The organism is Agrobacterium sp. ST15.16.024 (genome assembly GCF_027956545.1).
In the GTDB taxonomy this organism is placed as follows: domain Bacteria; phylum Pseudomonadota; class Alphaproteobacteria; order Rhizobiales; family Rhizobiaceae; genus Agrobacterium; species Agrobacterium cucumeris.
The window spans coordinates 176,918-198,921 of record NZ_JAQKGO010000004.1 but is presented as its reverse complement, the minus strand read 5'-3'; the positions used below and the strand labels follow the sequence as shown (position 1 = coordinate 198,921).

The 22,004-nt window shown below is 58.8% G+C and carries 18 protein-coding genes and 2 riboswitches; of the genes, 14 read left to right on the top strand and 4 right to left on the bottom strand.

What is annotated here, in order from left to right; all coding sequences use genetic code 11:
• Nucleotides 1–292: 292 nt before the first annotated feature.
• Nucleotides 293–538 carry a hypothetical protein gene (locus PL640_RS15695; RefSeq protein ID WP_271362553.1) on the top strand — a complete coding sequence of 82 codons (246 nt, stop codon included), beginning with the start codon at nucleotides 293–295 and terminating at the stop codon, nucleotides 536–538.
• Nucleotides 539–618: 80 nt separating this feature from the next.
• On the opposite strand, the gene PL640_RS15690 is transcribed toward PL640_RS15695, so the two are convergent.
• Nucleotides 619–2,382, bottom strand: a complete 1,764-nt coding sequence (locus PL640_RS15690; RefSeq protein ID WP_142842208.1) for a glucan ABC transporter ATP-binding protein/ permease — start codon at nucleotides 2,380–2,382, stop codon at nucleotides 619–621.
• A 338-nt stretch (nucleotides 2,383–2,720) separates the two neighbouring features.
• On the opposite strand from PL640_RS15690, the gene PL640_RS15685 reads away from it, so the two are divergent.
• The 6 genes from PL640_RS15685 to PL640_RS15660 all read left to right on the top strand — a co-directional run bounded on the left by PL640_RS15685 (nucleotide 2,721) and on the right by PL640_RS15660 (nucleotide 11,256).
• Nucleotides 2,721–3,458: a helix-turn-helix transcriptional regulator gene (locus PL640_RS15685; RefSeq protein WP_142842209.1), complete on the top strand. Its 738-nt coding sequence runs from the start codon at nucleotides 2,721–2,723 to the stop codon at nucleotides 3,456–3,458.
• 106 nt (nucleotides 3,459–3,564) lie between these two features.
• Entirely contained in the window at nucleotides 3,565–7,026 is a 3,462-nt protein-coding gene (gene pyc / locus PL640_RS15680; protein WP_271362552.1) for a pyruvate carboxylase, read from the top strand.
• A gap of 126 nt (nucleotides 7,027–7,152) precedes the next feature.
• Nucleotides 7,153–7,953: a DeoR/GlpR family DNA-binding transcription regulator gene (locus PL640_RS15675; protein ID WP_271362551.1), complete on the top strand. Its 801-nt coding sequence runs from the start codon at nucleotides 7,153–7,155 to the stop codon at nucleotides 7,951–7,953.
• A gap of 12 nt (nucleotides 7,954–7,965) precedes the next feature.
• Entirely contained in the window at nucleotides 7,966–9,156 is a 1,191-nt protein-coding gene (locus PL640_RS15670; protein WP_271362550.1) for an MFS transporter, read from the top strand.
• 120 nt (nucleotides 9,157–9,276) lie between these two features.
• Entirely contained in the window at nucleotides 9,277–10,527 is a 1,251-nt protein-coding gene (ispG, locus tag PL640_RS15665) for a flavodoxin-dependent (E)-4-hydroxy-3-methylbut-2-enyl-diphosphate synthase (RefSeq protein ID WP_271362549.1), read from the top strand.
• A 66-nt stretch (nucleotides 10,528–10,593) separates the two neighbouring features.
• Nucleotides 10,594–11,256 (top strand): OmpA family protein, encoded by a 663-nt coding sequence (locus tag PL640_RS15660; RefSeq protein WP_065114337.1) that lies wholly within the window; start codon nucleotides 10,594–10,596, stop codon nucleotides 11,254–11,256.
• A 31-nt stretch (nucleotides 11,257–11,287) separates the two neighbouring features.
• Here PL640_RS15660 and PL640_RS15655 read toward each other — a convergent pair whose 3' ends face one another.
• Nucleotides 11,288–12,202, bottom strand: a complete 915-nt coding sequence (locus PL640_RS15655) for a polyprenyl synthetase family protein (RefSeq protein ID WP_142842218.1) — start codon at nucleotides 12,200–12,202, stop codon at nucleotides 11,288–11,290.
• Between the two features lie 135 nt (nucleotides 12,203–12,337).
• Between PL640_RS15655 and mtgA the strand changes: the two genes are divergently transcribed.
• Complete coding sequence (mtgA, locus tag PL640_RS15650) at nucleotides 12,338–13,084, top strand: monofunctional biosynthetic peptidoglycan transglycosylase (RefSeq protein ID WP_271362548.1); 747 nt, start codon at nucleotides 12,338–12,340, stop codon at nucleotides 13,082–13,084.
• Nucleotides 13,085–13,098: 14 nt separating this feature from the next.
• On the opposite strand, the gene PL640_RS15645 is transcribed toward mtgA, so the two are convergent.
• Both PL640_RS15645 and metA read right to left on the bottom strand, forming a co-directional pair.
• Nucleotides 13,099–14,118 carry an aldose epimerase family protein gene (locus PL640_RS15645; RefSeq protein ID WP_271362546.1) on the bottom strand — a complete coding sequence of 340 codons (1,020 nt, stop codon included), beginning with the start codon at nucleotides 14,116–14,118 and terminating at the stop codon, nucleotides 13,099–13,101.
• A gap of 74 nt (nucleotides 14,119–14,192) precedes the next feature.
• Entirely contained in the window at nucleotides 14,193–15,119 is a 927-nt protein-coding gene (gene metA / locus PL640_RS15640) for a homoserine O-acetyltransferase MetA (protein WP_271362545.1), read from the bottom strand.
• A gap of 82 nt (nucleotides 15,120–15,201) precedes the next feature.
• Nucleotides 15,202–15,278, bottom strand: a riboswitch (SAM riboswitch).
• Nucleotides 15,279–15,367: 89 nt separating this feature from the next.
• Between metA and PL640_RS15635 the strand changes: the two genes are divergently transcribed.
• The 6 genes from PL640_RS15635 to PL640_RS15610 all read left to right on the top strand — a co-directional run bounded on the left by PL640_RS15635 (nucleotide 15,368) and on the right by PL640_RS15610 (nucleotide 21,916).
• Nucleotides 15,368–16,021 (top strand): thiamine diphosphokinase, encoded by a 654-nt coding sequence (locus PL640_RS15635; protein ID WP_271362544.1) that lies wholly within the window; start codon nucleotides 15,368–15,370, stop codon nucleotides 16,019–16,021.
• Nucleotides 16,022–16,025: 4 nt separating this feature from the next.
• Nucleotides 16,026–17,852 (top strand): ABC-F family ATP-binding cassette domain-containing protein, encoded by a 1,827-nt coding sequence (locus PL640_RS15630; RefSeq protein WP_271362543.1) that lies wholly within the window; start codon nucleotides 16,026–16,028, stop codon nucleotides 17,850–17,852.
• 91 nt (nucleotides 17,853–17,943) lie between these two features.
• Nucleotides 17,944–18,336, top strand: coding sequence for a VOC family protein (locus tag PL640_RS15625; protein ID WP_137085453.1), 393 nt, complete (start codon nucleotides 17,944–17,946; stop codon nucleotides 18,334–18,336).
• Nucleotides 18,337–18,381: 45 nt separating this feature from the next.
• A riboswitch (TPP riboswitch) is annotated at nucleotides 18,382–18,492 on the top strand.
• A gap of 37 nt (nucleotides 18,493–18,529) precedes the next feature.
• The gene (gene thiB / locus PL640_RS15620; protein ID WP_271362540.1) at nucleotides 18,530–19,543 is read left to right on the top strand and encodes a thiamine ABC transporter substrate binding subunit; all 1,014 of its coding nucleotides are present in this window, start codon (nucleotides 18,530–18,532) and stop codon (nucleotides 19,541–19,543) included.
• 19 nt (nucleotides 19,544–19,562) lie between these two features.
• Complete coding sequence (thiP, locus tag PL640_RS15615) at nucleotides 19,563–21,203, top strand: thiamine/thiamine pyrophosphate ABC transporter permease ThiP (RefSeq protein WP_271362539.1); 1,641 nt, start codon at nucleotides 19,563–19,565, stop codon at nucleotides 21,201–21,203.
• Nucleotides 21,200–21,916 carry an ATP-binding cassette domain-containing protein gene (locus PL640_RS15610; RefSeq protein ID WP_271362537.1) on the top strand — a complete coding sequence of 239 codons (717 nt, stop codon included), beginning with the start codon at nucleotides 21,200–21,202 and terminating at the stop codon, nucleotides 21,914–21,916. The genes thiP and PL640_RS15610 overlap by 4 nt, the downstream gene beginning before the upstream one ends.
• The last annotated feature ends 88 nt before the right edge of the window (nucleotides 21,917–22,004 follow it).

The following is a 22,004-nucleotide window of genomic DNA, read 5'->3' as shown; positions in this document are numbered from 1 at the left end:
TCCGGTTTAGCGCGTTGGCGGTGTCATGGTCGTGAAGCTCTACTGCTTTCACAGTTGCCGGCTGAAAGTCAGCGGCGCCGAGAGGTGTTCATCTACGAAATCCTCGTTGGACCTGACGGAATTGTCAGGCTCGGGTGACGTTCACGGCTTTCGGGCAGAGGCAGTCCTTGCAGGCATTCTATTTGCGAATGGCAGCAAGCTGTCATGGATGGCCGGTTTCAGCACCCGTAGTGATTTGAAGTGCTCTTCGCGTGTGTCGCGATAATTTCGTTAGGTCGAAAGGAAAGCTATTTTGCAGTTCAACATCTCGTTCACACAAACCGCGCTGCTGGCATTCTTGGTGGTCCTGTCCTTGGCATTGTCGTGTTGGCTGGCGCGCTACCCTTCGAAAACAAGCGTCGGAGTGACGCTCGGTGTGTTTCTCGGCGTTTTCTTAATCAATGCCACGGCGGGCCTCGTTGCCTTTCTGGGAAATGCCCTTCCATTCGGACAGATAGATTTTTGGCTGGCAAGTTCTTTGGCTGACATTCTCCGATAGGTCACCTGTAAGCGAAGCAGGCAAAGAAAAAGGGCGGACAAAATGTTGTCCGCCCTTTCCGTATTCCGTTCGCCAGCGCCTCAGGACGCTATGGCTTTTGGCCGGGGCTGGCCTTCATCTTCCGTCAGCAGCCCGCTGGTGCGCAGCAGCGAGGTGAAGCGTCCGCCGCGTTGGCTCAGCTCATCGAAAGTACCCTTTTCGATGACCCGGCCCTGATCAAGGAAAAGCACGAGATCGGCGTCGCGAACCGTGGAAAGGCGGTGGGCGATGATGAAGGTGGTGCGGTTCTTTCTCAGCGCATCCACGGCGGCCTTCACGCGGGCTTCCGTTTCGACGTCGAGCGCGCTGGTCGCCTCGTCGAGAACCAGAATGGGCGCATTCTTCAGGATGGCGCGGGCAATGGCGATGCGCTGGCGTTCACCGCCGGACAGGCGGTTACCACGCTCGCCCACCTGCGTGAGGTAGCCGGTAATACGGCTGTCGATGAAATCCGTCGCCGCTGCCGCTGCCGCTGCTTCCACCACTTCGGCATCGGTTGCCGATTCGCGGCCGAGGCGAATGTTTTCGCGGATGGAACGGTTGAGCAGGCCGGCATCCTGGAACACGGTGGCGATGGAGTTGCGGAGCGAGTTCTTCGTCACCGTCGAAATATCGGTTCCGTCGATCAGGATCTGGCCGGAATCCGGGTCATAGACGCGCTGCAACAGGTTGATGAGCGTGGTCTTTCCGGCGCCGGTTGGTCCGACAATGGCGATGGTTTCACCGGCCTTGGCCGTAAACGAGACGTCATGAACGCCCTGCTTGGTGTTGGCAAAACCGAAATTGATGTTGCGGAATTCCACGGTGCCGGAGACGTTCGACAATTCGCGGGCGTCGCCCGGTTCTTCACGTTCCTTGACGGAATCCTCCAGCACGAAGAAATCTTCAAGCTTGGCGCGGGCTTCGAAAATCTGCGTCACGAACTGGCGCATCTGGTCCAGGCGGCCGATCAGGAGATTGGCAAAACCGATGAAGGCGATAACGTCACCGACGCGCAGTTCGCCGTTCTTCACCAGCACGGTACCGATGACGAGAATGATCATCATCGAAACGGTGGAGGCGGTGCGGTTAAGCGCGCTGGCGAAAGCCCACCAGTCGAGAACAGGATATTGGGCGCTCAGCAGTTTTTCGGTGAAGGATTTCAGCGCCTTCGTTTCAGCTTCGATGCGGTTGTAGCTGTGCAGCACCGACACGTTGCTGATGGAATCGCTGACATGGGCAAAAACGCTGTGATAATGCTCTTCGACCGAAGCCTGCCCGTCCTTGGTGCGGCCCATCACCCACTTGCCGATGAACCAGTAAACGATGCCGAGGCCGATCAGCACGAAGCTGAGGCGCAAGTCCATGGCCATGGCTGTCGGGATGAGCAGCACCAGCGCCACGAAGGTGGCCAGATGCGTGCGCATGAATTCCAGCCATAGGCCGAACAGCGTCTCGCTGGCGCGCAGCAGGGTGTGCAGGGCGTTGGACGTGCCACGCAGATGGTGCCAGGAGAGCGGCATCGAAATGATGCGACCGAATGCTTCCGTCAGCAATGTTGCACGCCGGCCATGCGCCAGCCGGTCAGCCTCGCGGGCGACCGCGACGTAAGCGACGGTGTTGAAGACGCCGAAGCCCGCCCACAAAATGAGGATGGGCGTAACATTGGTGCCGGAAGAAATGGCGTCGATGATACGGCCGAACAGCACCGGTTCGGCAATGGTGATCGCTGCAAGAATGACGTTGGCGATGACGACCACCGTCACCCGCCATTTATGAACGGTCAGATAGCGCAGAGCGCGTGTGTAAACCTGAAACAAGGTCAAATTTTCAATCCAGTCCGAGCGTCTTTTTCGTGCGGTTAATTGTTCGGCCTCAACGCCATGCTACTTTAGCAATGTTGCATGAGACGGCGAAATTTGTGTAATTATCGCTCTTTCTGTCTGAATGGCGGCTTAACAAATTGACCGCGCGTGCGAACCGAAAAAAACCGAACCCGATGTTTCTGGGGACGCCGTCACAAGATTTCGCATCTTCGTTTCAAGGATTGCTAACGACGATATGTTCAATCTGAAATGACCGGCGCCCGAGTAACATGACGTCATCGCGGGACCATGTCCTTCGTGTCATCCCTTTCAAATCAAGCTCCGGACCCTGTGTCTTTATGCACGATATTCTTCATTTCATCTCTGCGTGTTACCAGGCGGGAAACGCTGATCGCGTTCGCGCCGATTTTGCCACGCTCATACGCGAATATGGTTTCGAATATTTCCTTGTCAGCAGGCGTCTGACCGGTGAGATCGCCTCTACCGGCCAGATTCTCGCACAACATCTGCCCGACGGCTGGCTCGAGGTCTACCGGGCCAAAAAATATAATCTTGTCGATCCCGTTCGCAAGGTGATCGGCATGGTGCACAAGCCGTTTCAATGGAAAGAAGCGCTGGAAGGATTGCCGCGTGCGATGCACCGAAAAAGGGCGAGCGTCTTTTTTCACGATGCTGGCCGTTATGGTCTGCAGGGTGGTTATGCCTTTCCCGTGCATGGCCGCGCGGGGTTTATCGGCGCGGTCTTCATTGGCGGCCAGGACCGGCAATTGCCGTCGTTGCAGGTTGAACTGCTTGATGCGGCGACACGCGCGGTGTTCTGGCGCCTGCTTGACCTTTCCGGTCAGGCCCATGGTCTCAACAATGCCCCGGATGTTTCCGCTCTGGAGTTGACGAGGCGTGAAATGGAAGTGCTGACGCTGATGGCAGATGGCATGACTTCGACGGAGATTGGACGCCAGCTATCCATCTCCAACCATACTGTCGATTGGTACATCAACGGAATCCAGCGCCGTTTCAGCGCCAAGAACCGACAGCATACCGTAGCACTTGCTTTTCGCCATGGTTTGCTGAGCTAACGCAAACAGGACAGTTCTCGCCGGAATTGCCCTTTCCAAGACCGGGTTTTGCTGCTTAATTCCGCAGTGCAGCAGAAATTTTGTTTTGGCGTGTGGGGAGACCGTCTTGAAGATATCGAAAATACTTGTTGCCAACCGATCCGAAATAGCGATCCGCGTTTTCCGGGCAGCCAACGAGCTTGGGATAAAAACCGTTGCGATTTGGGCGGAAGAAGACAAGCTGTCTTTGCACCGCTTCAAGGCGGACGAGTCCTATCAGGTCGGCAGGGGTCCGCATCTCGCCAAGGATATGGGGCCGATCGAGAGTTATCTGTCGATCGAGGAGGTCATCCGCGTGGCCAAGCTCTCCGGAGCGGATGCTATCCATCCTGGTTATGGTCTTCTGTCCGAAAGTCCTGAATTCGTGGAGGCCTGCAACGAGGCCGGCATTACCTTCATCGGACCGACGGCGGATACGATGCGCCAGCTCGGCAACAAGGTCGCCGCCCGCAATCTGGCGATTTCCGTTGATGTCCCCGTGGTTCCCGCCACCGACCCGCTGCCGGACGATATTGCGGAAGTGGAGCGCATGGCTGAGGCAATCGGCTATCCGGTCATGCTCAAGGCCTCCTGGGGCGGCGGCGGTCGCGGTATGCGCGCCATTCGCAAAAAGGAAGATCTGGCCCGTGAGGTAACGGAAGCCAAGCGTGAGGCGAAAGCCGCTTTCGGCAAGGACGAGGTCTATCTCGAAAAGCTCGTGGAGCGTGCGCGCCACGTGGAAAGCCAGGTGCTTGGCGATACCCACGGTAATGTCGTGCATCTGTTCGAGCGTGATTGTTCGATCCAGCGGCGCAATCAAAAGGTCGTGGAGCGTGCACCTGCACCATATTTGTCTGAAGCCCAGCGTCAGGAACTGGCGGCCTATTCGCTGAAGATCGCCGCTGCGACCAATTATATCGGTGCCGGCACGGTCGAATATCTGATGGATGCCGATACCGGTAAATTTTACTTCATCGAGGTCAATCCGCGCATTCAGGTGGAGCATACCGTCACCGAAGTCGTGACCGGTATCGATATCGTCAAGGCGCAGATCCATATTCTCGAAGGGGCTGCGATCGGTACGGCGGAATCCGGCGTTCCGCGCCAGGAGGATATCCGCCTCAACGGCCATGCGCTGCAGTGCCGCATCACGACGGAAGACCCGGAACACAACTTCATTCCGGATTACGGTCGTATCACCGCCTACCGCTCCGCTTCGGGCTTCGGTATTCGTCTGGATGGCGGCACGTCCTATACGGGCGCTGTCATCACCCGTTATTACGATCCGCTGCTGGTGAAAGTCACCGCGTGGGCGCCGCAGCCGGATGAAGCAATCAGCCGCATGGACCGTGCGCTGCGCGAATTCCGTATCCGTGGCGTTGCGACCAACCTCACCTTCCTTGAAGCCATCATCGGCCACGACAGTTTCCGCAACAATACCTACACGACACGCTTCATCGATTCGACGCCGGAGCTGTTTGCGCAGGTCAAGCGTCAGGACCGCGCCACCAAGCTTTTGACCTATCTTGCCGACGTGACAGTCAATGGTCACCCGGAAACCAAGGGACGCGCCAGACCGTCCGACAAGGCGGCAAAGCCCATCGTGCCTTACATCGATGCGCCGACGCCTGATGGTACCAAGCAACTGCTGGACAAGCTCGGTCCAAAGGGCTTTGCGGACTGGATGCGCAACGAAAAGCGCGTGCTGGTCACCGATACGACCATGCGTGATGGACACCAGTCACTTCTGGCCACCCGCGTTCGCACACATGATATCGCCCGCGTTGCCAGCGTTTACGGCAAGGCGCTGCCGCAGCTTCTGTCGCTGGAATGCTGGGGTGGTGCGACATTTGATGTCTCCATGCGCTTCCTGACCGAAGACCCTTGGGAGCGTCTGGCGCTCATCCGCGAAGGCGCACCGAACCTGCTGCTGCAGATGCTTCTGCGTGGTGCAAACGGCGTCGGGTACAAGAACTACCCCGATAATGTCGTTAAATATTTCGTCCGTCAGGCCGCAAAGGGTGGCGTCGATCTTTTCCGTGTCTTCGACTGCCTGAACTGGGTGGAGAATATGCGGGTCTCGATGGATGCGATTGCCGAGGAGAACAAGCTCTGCGAGGCGACCATCTGCTATACCGGCGATCTGTTGAATTCGGCGCGTCCGAAATACGATCTCAAATATTATACCGGCCTTGCCGCCGAGCTTGAAAAGGCAGGCGCGCATATCATCGCCGTCAAGGACATGGCAGGCCTGTTAAAGCCGGCTGCCGCCAAGGTTCTGTTCAAGGCGCTGCGCGAGGCGACAGGTCTGCCGATCCACTTCCACACCCATGATACGTCGGGCATTTCCGCCGCGACCGTTCTTGCGGCCGTGGATGCCGGCGTGGACGCCGTCGATGCTGCAATGGATGCTTTCTCCGGCAATACGTCGCAGCCATGCCTTGGCTCGATCGTGGAGGCGCTGGCGGGGTCGGAGCGTGATACGGGTCTCGATACCGAATGGATCCGCCGCATTTCCTTCTATTGGGAGGCCGTGCGCAACCAGTATGCGGCATTCGAAAGCGATCTGAAGGGGCCGGCCTCGGAAGTCTATCTGCATGAGATGCCGGGTGGCCAGTTCACCAACCTCAAGGAACAGGCCCGTTCGCTGGGTCTGGAGAGCCGCTGGCACGAGGTGGCGCAGGCTTACGCCGACGCCAACAGGATGTTCGGCGATATCGTCAAGGTAACACCGTCTTCCAAGGTTGTCGGTGACATGGCACTGATGATGGTCAGCCAGGATCTGACGGTTGCCGATGTCGAAAACCCTGATCGTGAAGTGTCCTTCCCGGATTCGGTGGTTTCGATGCTGAAGGGCGATCTTGGACAATCGCCGGGCGGTTGGCCGGAAGCCCTGCAGAAAAAGGCGCTGAAGGGCGAAGCACCCTATACGGTTCGTCCGGGTTCGCTGCTGGCGGATGCCGATCTCGACGAGGAGCGCAAGGTCATAGAATCCAAGCTGGAGCGCAAGGTAGACGACTTCGAGTTTGCGTCCTATCTGATGTATCCCAAGGTGTTCACCGACTTCGCGCTCACCGCCGAGACCTATGGCCCGGTTTCCGTGCTGCCCACCCATGCCTATTTCTACGGCATGGAGGATGGCGACGAACTGTTTGCGGATATCGAACGCGGCAAGACGCTGGTCATCGTCAACCAGGCTTCGTCCGGTACGGATGAAAAGGGTATGGTGACGGTGTTCTTCGAGATCAACGGCCAGCCACGCCGCATCAAGGTTCCGGATCGCGCCCACGGCGCCTCCGGTGCTGCCGTGCGCCGCAAGGCAGAACCCGGCAATGCGTCGCATATCGGTGCGCCGATGCCGGGCGTGATCAGCCGCGTCTTCGTCAATCAGGGTCAGGAGATCAAGGCCGGCGACGTGCTTCTGTCCATCGAGGCCATGAAGATGGAAACCGCGCTTCACGCCGAGCGTGACGGCAAGGTCGCTGAGGTTCTGGTGCGCCCTGGCGACCAGATCGACGCGAAGGATCTGTTGATCTCCTACGCCGAATAAAGGCGTATTACATCGGCAATAAGAGTGCAGACGCCCGCCTTTCGGCGGGCGTTTTTTATTGCGCTGCTGCAAAAACTCGAATATGCCTGTTCGTGCACGTTTATTCCTGTTTATGCATGAGTCTCGATGAGCGATCATTTTGTCAGTGAGCGGCAGGCGCTCATCCTAGCGCAGTTACGGCAAAGCGGCCGCGTGCTTGCGCAGGATCTTGCCCAGAATTTCGGTGTTTCTGAAGACACGGTGCGCCGCGACCTGCGCGAGATGGCGGCGCGCGGGGAATGCCTGAGGGTTTATGGCGGAGCGCTGCTTTCTGATAGCATGACGGTGCCGTTGAAGACGCGCATTACTGAGGATGCCGATCGCAAGGCCCTGCTGGCGCGTGCCGTCATTCCGCTTCTCGAGCCGGGCATGGTCGTCTTCATCGATGCCGGCTCCACGAACCTCGCTGTCGCAAGGGCCATTCCCGCCGGTCTCAAGTTGACGGTAGTGACCAATACACCCGCCATAGCCGCCGAACTGACGGGGCGGGCCGATATCGATCTTGTGCTGATCGGCGGCAAGGTCGATCCGGCCGTCGGCGCTGCAATCGATGCCATGGCGCTAAGACAGCTCGAACTGATGCGGCCTGATCTCTGTATTCTCGGTGTTTGCGGTGTCGCGGCGGAGACGGGTCTGTCTGCGGATGTTTTCGAGGATGCGGTGTTCAAGCGGCTTGCCTGCAGCGCCAGCCAGCGGATCGTCGCCGCAATAACGACGGAAAAGCTCGGCCATAAGGCAGCTTTTCACGTGCATGATTTTTCCCCACCGCTTTGCCTCGTGCTGGAACAGGATGCCGACCGCGCATTGGTCGAGGCACTGTTGGCAAAAGGTGTAGATGTTCATTGCGGCGACGAAGACGCCGTTCAATTTTCCCACGGTCAAGTCTGAAGGATATTACCGATGAATGGCCCCACGACATTTTCGCCGACGGCTGCGCGCTCGTCCTATCTGACGCGGCACAGGCTGGGTGTTTCCCTGCTCTTCTTGATGAACGGCTTCATGATGGGCTCATGGGCGCCCAAGATCCCGGAATTTGCGGCGCGGCTGTCGCTCAGCGAAAGCGCGCTTGGCCTGATCATTCTGGTTTTCGGCGTCGGCTCGCTGGTTTTCATGCCGATTGCCGGTTCCCAGATCGCCCGTTTCGGCTCGCGCACGGTCAGCCTGGTCACTGCGGCGATCTTCCTGCCGACACTGCTGTTCATCTCCTGGGCTGGCACGATCTGGGCGGGTGTGATTGCGGTCTTCCTGTTTGGCGGCCTCACGGGGGCGATGGATGTCGCCATGAACGCCAATGCCGTGGCGGTGGAGCGGGACATGCGCCGCGCGATCATGTCGTCCTGCCATGCCTTCTGGAGCCTTGGCGGCCTGATCGGCGCCGGTCTTGGCGGTTATCTCATCACGGCAATCGGTGTGCAGGGCCATGCCATTGCGTTGACGGTCATCGCGCTTGTATTGCTGGTCATTGCCTGGCCGCGGGTTCTCGCGGATCGTCCGCATGCCGAGGCCGAACGTCCGAAAGGCGGCTTGCCGCTGACGCCGCTGCCGTGGATCATCGGCCTGATGGCGCTGTTTTCGATGGTGCCGGAAGGCGCGATCCTCGATTGGGGTGCGCTTTATCTGCGCAATGAACTGGGGGCTTCCGTCTCGCAGTCCGGTTTTGCCTTTGCGGCCTTCTCCATGACCATGGCGGCCATGCGTTTTGCCGGCGATCTGGTGCGTGACCGGTTCGGCGCGGTCAACACCCTGCGATTCTGCTCGGTCATGTCGATCACCGGTCTCTTGATTGCCGGCCTTGCGGGAAGCTCCACTTTCGTGATTATCGGCTTTGCCATTGCCGGCATCGGCATTTCCAACATGGTGCCCATCGCCTTCTCCGCGGCGGGCAACATGCCGGGGCTGGCACCGGGAATCGGGCTCTCCGTCGTCACCACCATGGGTTATTCCGGCATTCTGGTGGCGCCATCCGCCATCGGTTTCATTGCCGAACATACGGGTCTCGCCAGTGTCTTCCTTGCATTGCCGTTGCTGCATGTGGTGGTTTTGCTGCTTTCGCGGCTTGCCCGGCATGCGGATGGAGCAGGCAAAGAATAGGCGTCTCGAATTTTGCCATGATTGCGGTAAAGTAGAAGCTCTTATGCGTTGGGTGTTGACAAGCCGGCCCCCTTGTTTCACCTCAATTGCCAGACCTTGCCGCAAGCTCCAGAGACCGCCATGACGTCACATGCCGATTACGATCCAAAGCCCCGCCGCGCATCCGTCGCTGTCGACGTGGGCGGCGTCATCGTTGGTGGCGGTGCGCCCGTCGTCGTGCAGTCGATGACCAATACCGATACCGCTGACATCGACGCCACCGTGCAACAGGTGGCAGCGCTTTTCCAGGCCGGTTCGGAAATGGTGCGTATTACCGTTGACCGCGACGAGAGCGCTGCCGCCGTGCCGAAAATCCGCGAGCGGCTGTTGCGTCTCGGCATGGATGTGCCGCTGATCGGCGATTTCCATTATATCGGCCACAAGCTTCTGGCCGATCATCCGGCCTGTGCCGAAGCGCTGGCGAAATACCGCATCAATCCCGGCAATGTCGGTTTCAAAGACAAGAAGGACAAGCAGTTCGGCGAAATCGTCGAAATGGCGATCCGTTATGACAAGCCCGTGCGCATCGGCGTGAACTGGGGATCGCTGGATCAGGAATTGCTGACCACGCTGATGGATCATAACAAGGAAGAGGGGTTTCCGCTCTCCGCCCGTCAGGTCACGCGTGAGGCCATCGTCCAGTCGGCGCTGATTTCCGCCGAGCTTGCCGAAGAGATCGGCCTGCCGCGCAACCGCATCATCCTTTCGGCCAAGGTCAGCCAGGTGCAGGACCTGATTGCCGTTTATTCGATGTTGTCGGAGCGCTCCAACCATGCCCTGCATCTTGGCCTGACGGAAGCCGGCATGGGTTCCAAGGGCATCGTCGCCTCGTCTGCCGCCATGGGTTATGTGCTGCAGCACGGCATCGGTGACACGATCCGCGTCTCCCTGACGCCCGAACCGAATGGCGACCGCACCCGTGAGGTGCAGGTGGCGCAGGAATTGCTGCAGGTCATGGGTTTCAGGCAATTCATTCCGGTGGTTGCGGCATGTCCCGGCTGCGGGCGCACCACGTCCACCGTCTTTCAGGAGCTGGCGCAGAATATCCAGAACGATATTCGCAAGAACATGCCGGTCTGGCGTGAAAAATATCCCGGCGTCGAGGCATTGAACGTCGCCGTCATGGGCTGCATCGTCAATGGCCCCGGTGAAAGCAAACATGCCGATATCGGCATTTCCCTGCCCGGAACCGGCGAAAGCCCGGCAGCGCCGGTCTTCATCGACGGGGAAAAGGCGCTCACTTTGCGTGGTCCCAACATTGCCGGTGATTTCGAAGCGCTTGTGGCCGATTACATCGAAAAGCGTTTTGGCCGGAAAGACGCGGCGGAGTAAAGAGTACCGTGAAAAAGCCGGAATTCCACTGTCGTACCTCCTGAACCTCTCGGAGCATCAAAACACATGATCAAAAAAATCGCGATCGTCGCCCTTTGCGGGACCTATCTTTCCGCCTGCACCACCACCGATCCCTATACGGGTGAACAGAAGATGTCGAACACCGCGGGTGGTGCCGGCATCGGCGCCGTGGTCGGCGCGCTCGGCGGTCTGGCTGTCGGCGGTTCGCCGACCGGTCGTCGTAATGCCGCGCTTATCGGTGCGGGCATCGGCGCGCTCGCCGGTGGCGCCATCGGCAATTATATGGATGGTCAGGAAGCCGAGCTTCGCGCCCAGCTTCAGGGTACGGGCGTTTCGGTTTCCCGCCGTGGCGACAGCATCGTTCTCAACATGCCGTCGAACATCACCTTTGCGACGGATCAGGATCAGGTCATTCCGCCGTTTTATCAGACGCTCGATTCCGTCGGCATCGTGCTGAACAAATTCAACCGCACGCTGATCGACATCAATGGTCACACTGATTCCACCGGCAGCCCCGGTTACAATCAGGGCCTTTCGGAGCGTCGCGCCGCATCGGTTGCCAATTACCTCGGCGCGCGCGGCGTCGATCAGCGCCGCATTTCGACGCTTGGTTTCGGTGCTTCGCAGCCGATCGCATCGAATGCAACGCCTGACGGTCGCGCTCAGAACCGTCGCGTTGAAGTGCTGATTTCGCCTCTTAAGGGCTGATTGGGTATAGAGGCTGAGCGGGGAAACCGGCTCAGCTTTTCCGTTCGGCAATGAACCTTGCGGCCGCGATGAGAATTGCAGCCTTTTCGCCATAAGGGGCCAGGAGGTTACTGGCTTCCGTTACCTGTTCCTGCAGCTTGGCGCGCGCCCAGTCTTCACCGCGCAAGGCGACCAATGTTCCCTTGCCGCGTGCGGCATCCTTGCCGGTTGCCTTGCCCATGGTGGCGGCATCGGCAGTGAGATCGAGAAGATCGTCGGCGAGCTGGAAGGCGAGGCCGATTTTTTCGCCGAAGAGGCGTAGCCTTTGCCGTTCGGAAACATCACTTCCGGAAATGATCGCGCCGGCCTCGCAGGCGAAACGCAGCAAAGCACCGGTTTTCATAGCCTGCAATGTAATGATGCCGGCTTCATCCGGCGCCTTTTTTTCCGCAGCAAGATCAAACGCCTGTCCGCCGGCCATGCCGCCGATGCCGGCTGAGCGGGCAAGTGAAAGCACGAGTGCGGCCTTACGCTCGGCCGCAAGCGGGTTTTCATCCGAGGCGATAATATCGAAGGCGAGCGTCAGCAGGCTGTCACCGGCGAGAATGGCGGTCGCCTCATCGAATTTGCGATGCACCGTCGGCTGGCCGCGGCGCAGGTCATCGTCGTCCATGGCCGGCAGATCGTCATGCACAAGCGAATAACAATGCAGGCATTCCAGTGCCGCGCCGACATAATGGGCAGCTTCGGCATCTCCGCCCAGAAGGGCGGCGCTTTCGATAACGAGAAAGGGCCGCAGGCGTTTGCCGCCGTTCAGCACACCATGGCGCATGGCGTCGAGCAGGTTTTGCGGACGCGTGATCTCGTCTGCGCGTGCTTCACCGGAAAGCAGGCGGCCAAGCAGGGCTTCGGTTTTTGCCGCGTTTTCGCGCAGCCTCGTTTCGAAATTCGTCATCTGAGCGTCCATGTCGCGCTCTTTGACATGCCGCGCGGGGCCAGGCAACCTTTTCGTGATTCCCGGGCGTAACTGTTTGACCAGACTCGCCTTGAAGACGGCAATGGACTATGAAAGGCTTCGATTGGCGCGGGGCTGGGACGGATATTGAGCAGTACGCCTGAAAGCGACGCAGATTACGCCGTGCTGGCGGAAGACCGGAGCAGTCCGAAGGTGGATTTTCGCACGTTGGCAAAGCGCATCATCATGACCTTGCTGGCTTTGCTGATCCTGCCCTATCTGCTGATTCCCGTCTATGCGCTGCCGTTCATGCGGCCCGTTTCGACGCTGATGCTTGCCGATCTGGTAACACTGCAGGGCTATGACCGGCGCTGGGTTCCGCTCGAGGATATTTCACCACGTCTTGTGCAATCCGTGATGATGTCGGAAGACGGGCAATTCTGTTTCCATGGTGGCGTGGACTGGAACCAGATGCAATCCGTGGTCAGCAATGCACTCGATGGCGCCTCCACCCGCGGTGCCAGCACCATTCCAATGCAGACAGCCAAGAACCTGTTTTTATGGAACGGTCGCTCTTTCCTGCGTAAAGGGCTGGAACTGCCGCTGGCGATCGCGGCCGATTTTGTCTGGTCCAAAAAGCGGATGATGGAGATTTATCTCAACGTTGCGGAATGGGGGCCGGGCATCTACGGCATCGAGGCTGCCGCGCAGCATCATTTCAAGGTGCCGGCGGCAAAGCTCAGTTCCCGTCAGGCGGCGCTGCTCGCCGTTTCCCTGCCCAATCCCATTGACCGGGTCGCCAGCAAGCCTGGGCGTGGCCTGCAAAGGCTGGCTGGTCTTATCGAGCGGCGCGCCCGGGCCTCGGGCGCTTATGTCGGCTGCGTACTGGACTGATCCAGCCCGCCCGCTCAGCCCTTCGTGAAAATATAATCTGTTTCCTGACGCAGGGTTTCGCCCGGCCGCAAGATCGCGTGCGGAAAGTCAGGGTGATTGACGGCATCAGGCCAGATCTGCGTTTCGAGGCAAAAACCGGCAAAGGGACCATAGTGGCGGCCATCGAGGCCGGGAACCGGAACGTTCAGCTTGAAGGCCGAATAGAACTGCACACCGGGTTCGGTGGTGTGAACCTCAAGGGCGATATCCGAGGCCGGCGAATAGGCGCGGGCAATCTTGCGCTTTGCGCGGCGCTCGGGCGAGAGGCAGAAATTGTGATCGTAGAGGACCTGCTCACCATCCTCCTTGCGCCGCATCGGTGTTGGCTGGCGCAGGTCGAAGACGGTGCCTTCAACCGAGCGGATTTCGCCTGTTGGTATCTGTTTGTCGTTGGTAGGCAGGTAAAAATCAGCGGCGATGCTGATCTCATGCCCTAGTGCGGTATCCGCACCGTCGAGGTTGAAATAGGAGTGCTGGCAGACATTGGCGATGGTCGGTTTGTCGGTCACCGTTTCGTAGACCACCGAAAGCACGCCGCCGTCGAGGATCGTGTAGGTGGCGGTGACCGTGCAGTTGCCGGGATAACCGGCGCGACCGTCGGCATCGATGATCTGCAGAACGGCATGGCTTTCGCCATGCTCCATCAGCATCCAGTTGCGTTTGCCCATGCCGTCGCTGCCGCCATGCAGATGGGTTACGCCCTTTTCGTTCAGCTCCAGCTGGTATTCATGCCCGTCGATGGAGAATTTGCCGTCGCCGATGCGGTTGGCATTGCGGCCCGGGGTGGCGCCGAAATAGGAGGAATATTTGTAGTCCTCGAATTTATCGAAGCCGAGAACGAGCGGCGGCTGGTGACCATCGAGGCGCAGATCCTGAATGACCGCGCCCCAGGTGATGACCTTGGCCGTCAGTCCGCCCTTCGAGATGGTGACGCGTTCGACCTTTTCACCGGTCGCCGTGAAACCGAAATTCTCGCGTGCTGCCCCGTCGCTCATTGCATCATTCTCCCGATTGCCACGAATTGCCGGGCGGACGTTGCGTCATTTCCCGGCAATTCGCAATCGGCAATTTACGCGGCGAGTTTGCCGATGGATTCGAGATCGTAGGGCGTCGTCTGATATATCTCGTTGATCCAGTTGCCGAAAAACAGATGGGCGTGGCTGCGCCAACGGTTCAGCGGGGCAAGCTCCGGGTCATTGTGCGGAAAATAATCATGCGGCAGCTTGATGGGCACACCGGCATTTGCGTCGCGGAAATATTCATCCGAAAGCGAGGTTGAATCATATTCGACATGATTGAACATATAGAGCCTGTTGCCGGCCTTCTCATGCACCAGACACACGCCCATTTCCTCTGACTCCATCAGGATTTCAAGTTCGGGGTGTTTTTCGATGTCGGCGCGGCGTACCTCCGTCCAGCGTGAGACCGGAACCTGGAAATCGTCCGAAAAGCCGCTCAGATAGATCGATGACGGGCAGAGATTGCGGTGACGATAAACACCGAACGCCTTTTCTTTGAGCTCGTATTTCGGCACGCCGTGGAAATGGTAGATGGCAGCCATCGCACCCCAGCAGACATTCAGCGTCGAATGGACATTGGTTTGCGTCCAGTCGAAAATTTGTCGCATCTCGGCCCAGTAGGTCACATCTTCATAGTCCAGCATCTCGATGGGCGCGCCGGTGATGATGAAACCGTCAAACTTGCGGTGGCGCACTTCCTCCCACGTTTCATAGAAGGACAGAAGATGTTCTTCCGGCGTGTTCTTGGCGCGATGGCCGCCGATACGGATCAGCGAAAACTCCACCTGCAACGGCGAGGCGCCGACGAGGCGGGCCATCTGCACTTCCGTCTTGATCTTGTTCGGCATGAGGTTGAGAAGCCCGATCTGGAGCGGGCGGATATCCTGCCGGATGGCCGCCGTTTCGGTCATGACCCGCACGCCCTCATGAACGAGGGTCTCAAAGGCGGGAAGCGTATCGGGAATCTTGATCGGCATGTCGAACTCTCTTTTCGGGTGACGTAAAGAACGTTGCGAAAACAAAAAAACCGGCAGCGAAATCGCAGCCGGTCCCAGGAAATTGCCCTTTTCCTCGACCCTTTAGCGACTTCTTTAAAGTGGCTGCAAGCCGGTCGGCAAATCACCACTGAAGCGTTTCATAATCCCGAAGCCGGCGAAAATCAATATAGGCTGATTTCATCGGGTTTCGGCTTTCCCTTTTTGGCTGAGGTGCGATAAGGCAGGGCATGGATAAAGAGCGCTTCACCATTCTGCTTGGCGGCGATGTCACGGTTACCGACCGCCTGAAGCTGGCGGTTGCCGATAGCCGCGTGATTGCGGCCGATGGCGGCATGCGCCATGCCGGACCGCTCGGCCTCAGACCGGAGCTTTGGGTGGGGGATTTCGATTCCGCCAGTGAAGAGTTGCTGGGCGCCTGGCCCGATGTGGAGCGCCAGCCTTATCCGGCCGCAAAGGCCGTGACTGATGGCGAGATCGCGGTCTCGGAAGCACTCTCCCGTGGGGCCCGTTCGCTGCTGCTGGTGGGGGCGCTTGGAGGCGAGAGAAGCGACCACGCGCTACAACATCTTCTTTATGCGGTGGCGCTTGCCGAACGGGGTCTCGACGTGACACTGACGTCAGGCGACGAGGAGGCGCAGCCACTTCTTCCCGGTTTGCTTGATGTCGATCTGCCGGCCGGTTCGCTGTTTTCCGTGGCCGGATTTACCGCCCTTCAAGGGCTTGATATCGGCAATGTGCGTTATCCGCTTGACGATTTCGCGCTTGCTTTCGGCTCTTCCCGCACTATTTCCAATGTCGCGAATGGCGGCCCTGTGCATTTCTCGCTGAAAAGCGGCAAAGCCATCGTCCTCGCCCGCCCCTATGATCTGACCGGAGCCTGACGCCTTGGCACCCCCAATTTTGAAACTCGACGATATCAAGCTGACTTTCGGCGTGACCCCGCTGCTCGACGGCGCCAATTTCCAGGTGGAGCCGGGCGACCGCATCTGCCTTGTCGGGCGCAACGGTTCGGGCAAGTCGACCCTGATGAAGATCGCTGCCGGTCTGGTCGAGGCACAGTCGGGCGAGGTTTTCCGCCATCCTTCCGCTACCATCCGTTATCTGGAGCAGGCACCGGATTTTGCCGGTTACGATACCGTTCAGGCCTATGCCGAAGCGGGGCTTGGGCCAGGTGACGACCCTTATCGGGTGACTTACCTGCTCGAACATCTCGGCCTGACGGGACAGGAAAATCCGGCAAGCCTTTCCGGCGGCGAAGCGCGGCGTGTGGCGCTTGCCCGCGTCATGGCGCCGGAGCCTGATATTCTGATGCTGGACGAGCCGACCAACCATCTGGACCTGCCCACCATTGAATGGCTTGAAAGCGAATTGCAGCAGACGCGCAGCGCGCTGGTGCTGATTTCGCACGACCGGCGTTTTCTCGAAAAAGTCTCGACCTCGACCGTGTGGCTCGATCGCGGCCAGTCGCGCCGTCTCAATCGCGGTTTTGCCCATTTCGAGGAATGGCGCGACAAGGTGCTGGAAGAGGAAGAACTGGAACAGCACAAGCTCGGCAAGGCCATCGAGCGTGAAGAACACTGGATGCGGTACGGCGTGACTGCGCGGCGCAAGCGCAACATGCGCCGTGTCGGCGAACTTCAGGCCATGCGCGCCGAATATCGCGGCCACAAGGGGCCGCAGGGCTCCGTGCAGGCCACGGCTTCGGACGTGCGCGAATCCGGCAAGCTGGTCATCGAGGCCGAGGCCGTCACCAAGGCTTACGATGAGCGCGTGATTGTCGCGCCGTTTTCGCTCAGGGTGCATCGTGGTGATTGCATAGGTTTCGTCGGGCCGAATGGTGCCGGCAAAACCACACTTTTGAAAATGCTGACCGGCCAGCTTGAGCCCGATAGCGGAACGGTGAAGCTCGGCACCAATCTGGAAATCGCAACGCTTGATCAGAAGCGTGAGGATCTCAATCCCAACGATACGCTTGCGCATTACCTGACTGATGGGCGCGGCGACAATCTGCTGGTCAATGGCGAAGTGAAGCACGTTACGGGTTACATGAAGGATTTCCTGTTCCAGCCGGAACAGGCCCGCACGCCGATCCGCAACCTCTCCGGCGGCGAGCGTGCCCGTCTTATTCTGGCGCGCATTCTGGCGCGGCCGACCAACCTTTTGATCCTCGACGAGCCGACCAACGATCTCGATATCGAAACGCTCGATCTGTTGCAGGAAATCGTTGCGGGTTTTTCCGGCACCGTCATCCTCGTCAGCCACGACCGTGATTTTCTTGACCGTACCGTCACCTCCACCATCGCACCCGCCAATCCGGATCAGCCGGATGGACGCTGGATCGAATATGCCGGCGGTTATTCGGATATGATGGCGCAGCGCAAGGGCGCGGCGGAGGAAAAACGCAAGGCGGAGAAACAGGAAAAGGCGAAGGCCGCACCTTCGACTTCCGCTTCGCAGGACCCTGCAAAGGCCAAGGGCAAGCTTTCTTTCAAGCAGAAATTCGCACTCGAAAATCTGCCGAAGGAGATGGAAAAAGCGCAGGGCGAAATCGCAAAACGCGAGCAGCGCATGGCCGATCCCGCGCTTTTCACCAAGGATCCCGCCACATTCAATACGCTGGCGCAGGAAATGACCAAGCTGCGTGAAAAGCTCGAGACCATGGAAGAAGAATGGCTGGAGCTGGAGATGCTGCGCGAGGAACTGGAAGGCTGAAGGCGATCGTCTTTTGCTGATTGAGCCGCATCCGCCTTTGACAGGGAGGCGGAATTGCCGTTTCCTGTGCGGGTTCGGAGGAGTTCAGAAAATGCGCATGATCTTCGTCAATCTGCCCGTCAAGAATATCGAGACATCCAGAAACTTCTTCACGGCGCTGGGTTTCAGCTTCAATCCAGAATATTCTGACGATCGAACGCTCTGCATGATCGTGGAGGAGAACATCTTCGTGATGCTGCTCCAGGAAGAGCGTTTTCGCGATTTCATCAATGGCGATATCGCCGATGCGAAGAGTAGCACCGAAGTGCTGACCTGCCTTTCCGCCGGAAGCCGCGAGGAAATCGACCGGATGATTGCAACCGCGCTTGCCTCCGGTGGCAGCGGCTGGAAACCCGTTCAGGATCACGGCTTCATGTATGCCGGCAGTTTTCAGGATCCTGATGGTCACGTCTGGGAATTGGTGCATATGACGGCGCAGGGCTGACGACAGCCATCTTGCCAATCGCAGACGGCGGGACTACACCATCATCTTGATCTAACGGGGTGTCTTTTGTGCTTGCGTGCAAAAGGCTGAGAGGCTTGCCAACCCGAAGAACCTGATCCGGTTCATACCGGCGGAGGGATTAGACGGCTTCAAGGCAGGCGGCTATTTCCCTTTTTGTTTTGAGGAGATACTCGTGCGCCGTCGTCTTTTCCTGAATTCCATCGTTGCCGCCTCGCTGTTTCTGCCCGGCCTTGCCGTTGCACAGGACAAGCAGGAACTCACCGTCTACACCTATGAGAGCTTCGTGTCCGAATGGGGACCCGGTCCCAAGGTCAAGGAAGCCTTCGAGAAGGTTTGTGGTTGCACGGTCAATTTTATCGGCGTGGCGGATGGTGTGGCGCTGCTCAACCGCCTGAAACTGGAAGGTGCGGGATCCAGGGCGGATGTCGTCGTCGGTCTCGACACCAACCTCGTCGCGGAAGCGAAACAGACCGGCCTTTTCGATGTCAGCGGCATCGATACGTCGGCGGCCAAGGTGCCGGGTGGTTATGAGGACGATGTCTTCGTCCCCTATGATTATGGGCACTTCGCGGTCATCTATGACACGCAGACGGTAAAAAACCCACCGACGAGCCTGAAAGAACTGGTGGACGGCGATCCTTCGCAGAAGATCGCCATTCAGGATCCGCGTACCTCCACGCCGGGGCTTGGGCTACTTCTGTGGGTGAAATCGGTATATGGAGACAAGGCTCCCGAGGCCTGGGCGAAGCTCAGGAAACGCATCCTGACCGTCACACCGGGCTGGTCGGAATCCTACGGTCTCTTCACCAAGGGTGAGGTGCCGATGGTGCTTTCCTACACCACTTCGCCCGCCTATCACATGGTCGCCGAAAAGACGGATCGCTATCAGGCTGCCTCCTTCTCGGAGGGGCATTATATCCAGATCGAAGTGGCCGGCCTTCTCAAAAACGCACCGCACAAGCAATTGGCAAAGCAGTTTCTTGCTTTCACGCTCACATCAGGTTTTCAGGATGCCATTCCCGAAAACAACTGGATGATGCCGGTTGCGGCGACATCGAAGCCTTTGCCCGAGGCGTTTTCCAAACTCGTCGTGCCTGCCAAGACCTTTCTGATGGATCCGGAACAGGTGGCGAAGAACCGCAAGGCCTGGATCGACGAATGGCTTGCGGCCATGAGCATGAATTGAGGAAAAGGCACGTCCACCCATGATGCTGCGTCGCGACTACCAGCGATCCATTTTTTTCGGAACGGCGGCCTTTGCCGCCGTTTTCCTGTTCATGGCGCTCGCCGTTGCGGCCCTCCTGTCTTTTGATGTCGGCGTATCGGCTGCGGGCATCATGGATACCTATACGCTGCGTATCCTGCGCTTCACGCTTTATCAGGCAATGCTTTCCACCTTCCTGTCCATCGTTCTCGGCCTGCCGGTGGCGCTGGCGCTTGCCCGGCGGCGGGATTTTTGGGGAAGGATATGGATTATCAGGCTGATGGCGGTGCCGATGGGGCTGCCGGTCATTGTCGGCGCATTCGGCATTATCGCCATCTGGGGCAGGCAGGGTGTCTTGAATACGGCTCTCGTTTTTGCCGGCGCGGAGCAACCCTTCAGCATTTACGGCCTTTCCGGAATTCTTATCGCCCACGTGTTCTTCAATCTGCCGCTCTGCGTGCGGCTGATGCTGGCCGGGCTGGAGCGCATTCCGGGTGAATATTGGCGCATGGCGGCAAGCCTCGGCATGGGGTCGGTTTCGACTTTCCGCTTCATCGAATGGCCGGCGATTTCCCGGCTTGTTCCCGGTATTGCCGGACTTGTCTTCATGCTGTGCGCCACCAGTTTCACGCTGGTGCTGCTGCTTGGTGGTGGCCCGGCAGCCACGACACTGGAGGTGGCGATCTATCAGGCGCTGCGGTTCGATTTCGATCCGCAGCGGGCGATCGCGCTCTCAGTTTTACAGATCGTCCTTACCGCAATCCTGCTTGGCCTTCTTGCCTTTCTGCCATCGCCGGAAGCGGAAATCGCCTCGCTTGGGCGGCCCCTTCGCCGCTTCGATGGCAAAGGGGCTGGTGCACGTCTTTGGGATGGGGCGGCGATCATTTTTGCGGTTCTGCTGATCGGACTGCCGCTTGTGGCCGTAGCCGTCTCAGGCTTGAGTGCCGACCTGCCGCGCCTTCTGTCAGCACCGATCTTTTTGCGAGCGGCCGCCACCAGCCTTGCCATTGCCGCGCTCTCCGCAACTCTCGTCGTGCTCTGCTGTTTTGCGATCATCAGTGCGCGTCAGGCCGTTGGTTCACGGCGGCGGGCGGTTCGGCCGTTGCGCTTTCTGTCCGCCACGCTCGGCGCGGGGTCTTCGCTTGTACTGCTGGTGCCGCCTGTCGTGCTCGGCAGCGGATGGTTTCTGTTGTTGCGGCCCCTCGGTGATGTCAGCTTTTATGCGCCGGTTCTCGTGGCGATCATCAATATGCTGATGGCGCTGCCGCTTGCCATGCGGGTGCTGGAGCCCGCCTTTAACAGCCATTTTCTGCGCACTGGCCGGCTTTCCGCCAGCCTCGGGCTACAGGGGCTGACGCGGCTGAGATTTGCCGATCTGCCGGTCCTGTGGCGGCCCGTAGTGATGGCGTTTTCCTTTGCCATGGCCCTGTCCCTCGGCGATCTCGGGGCGGTTGCCCTGTTCGGGTCGGAAAGTTTCGTCACCTTGCCATGGCTCGTTTATAGCAATATGGGCAGCTACCGCACCAATGACGCTGCCGGATACGCGTTTATCCTCGGTGTCGTCTGTCTGTTGCTTGCCGCAGGCGGCGTTTCACGACAGTCACGATCACCAGGGGCGCAATCAGCAAGGGCAAACATATGACCGGTGATGATTTCGCAGTTCGACTGGACAGGGTCAGGCTGCTGCTTGGAACGCAGGATTTCGATCTGGATTGCACCTTTCTACAAGGCCAGGTAACCGCCGTTGTCGGCGCATCCGGTTCGGGCAAGTCGACGCTTCTCAATCTGGTCGCCGGTTTCGAGACGCCTGATTCCGGCCGCGTGGTGATCGGCGGGCAGGACATGACGGCGCTCGATCCTTCCGAAAGGCCTGTTTCATCGATCTTTCAGGATAATAATCTTTTCGCCCATCTCGATATTTTCACCAATGTCGCGCTCGGCGTCAGTCCGGGGCTGAAATTGCAGGCACAAGACCGGAGTAACATCGAGATGGCGCTGGCGCGCGTTGGTCTTGCGGGTTTCGACAGGCGCCTGCCCGGCACGCTTTCCGGCGGGGAAAGACAAAGGGCGGCTCTGGCACGTGCGCTGGTAAGGAAAAAACCGGTCATGCTGCTGGATGAGCCCTTTGCCGCGCTCGATCCGGGACTGCGCGCGGGCATGACCTCGCTGCTTCTCGACTTGCATGCCGAAACAAAAAATACGGTGATTATTGTCTCACACCATCCGGACGACATAAAAAAGCTGGCGCAGCGGGTGGTTTTTCTTGATCGCGGCCGCGTTGTCTACACCGGCCCGACCGCAGATTTCTTTGCCACACAAAATGTGAAGGCGGTGGACAGTTTTCTGAACGGCTGATCGCCTTATTTTCGACGTGTGCCGCTGGCAATCGCTTTAGATGACTTCAATGGCGCTAATTTGCACTTGCCAGTTTCAAGTTGTTGCC

What these genes read in the sequence shown, in the direction of transcription:
- PL640_RS15685 (WP_142842209.1), top strand. Translation starts at nt 2,721, where the DNA reads ATGCACGATATTCTTCATTTCATCTCTGCGTGTTACCAGGCGGGAAAC.
- PL640_RS15675 (WP_271362551.1), top strand. Translation starts at nt 7,153, where the DNA reads ATGAGCGATCATTTTGTCAGTGAGCGGCAGGCGCTCATCCTAGCGCAG.
- PL640_RS15670 (WP_271362550.1), top strand. Translation starts at nt 7,966, where the DNA reads ATGAATGGCCCCACGACATTTTCGCCGACGGCTGCGCGCTCGTCCTAT.
- ispG (WP_271362549.1), top strand. Translation starts at nt 9,277, where the DNA reads ATGACGTCACATGCCGATTACGATCCAAAGCCCCGCCGCGCATCCGTC.
- PL640_RS15660 (WP_065114337.1), top strand. Translation starts at nt 10,594, where the DNA reads ATGATCAAAAAAATCGCGATCGTCGCCCTTTGCGGGACCTATCTTTCC.
- PL640_RS15655 (WP_142842218.1), bottom strand. Translation starts at nt 12,202, where the DNA reads ATGGACGCTCAGATGACGAATTTCGAAACGAGGCTGCGCGAAAACGCG.
- PL640_RS15645 (WP_271362546.1), bottom strand. Translation starts at nt 14,118, where the DNA reads ATGAGCGACGGGGCAGCACGCGAGAATTTCGGTTTCACGGCGACCGGT.
- metA (WP_271362545.1), bottom strand. Translation starts at nt 15,119, where the DNA reads ATGCCGATCAAGATTCCCGATACGCTTCCCGCCTTTGAGACCCTCGTT.
- PL640_RS15635 (WP_271362544.1), top strand. Translation starts at nt 15,368, where the DNA reads ATGGATAAAGAGCGCTTCACCATTCTGCTTGGCGGCGATGTCACGGTT.
- PL640_RS15625 (WP_137085453.1), top strand. Translation starts at nt 17,944, where the DNA reads ATGCGCATGATCTTCGTCAATCTGCCCGTCAAGAATATCGAGACATCC.
- thiP (WP_271362539.1), top strand. Translation starts at nt 19,563, where the DNA reads ATGATGCTGCGTCGCGACTACCAGCGATCCATTTTTTTCGGAACGGCG.
- PL640_RS15610 (WP_271362537.1), top strand. Translation starts at nt 21,200, where the DNA reads ATGACCGGTGATGATTTCGCAGTTCGACTGGACAGGGTCAGGCTGCTG.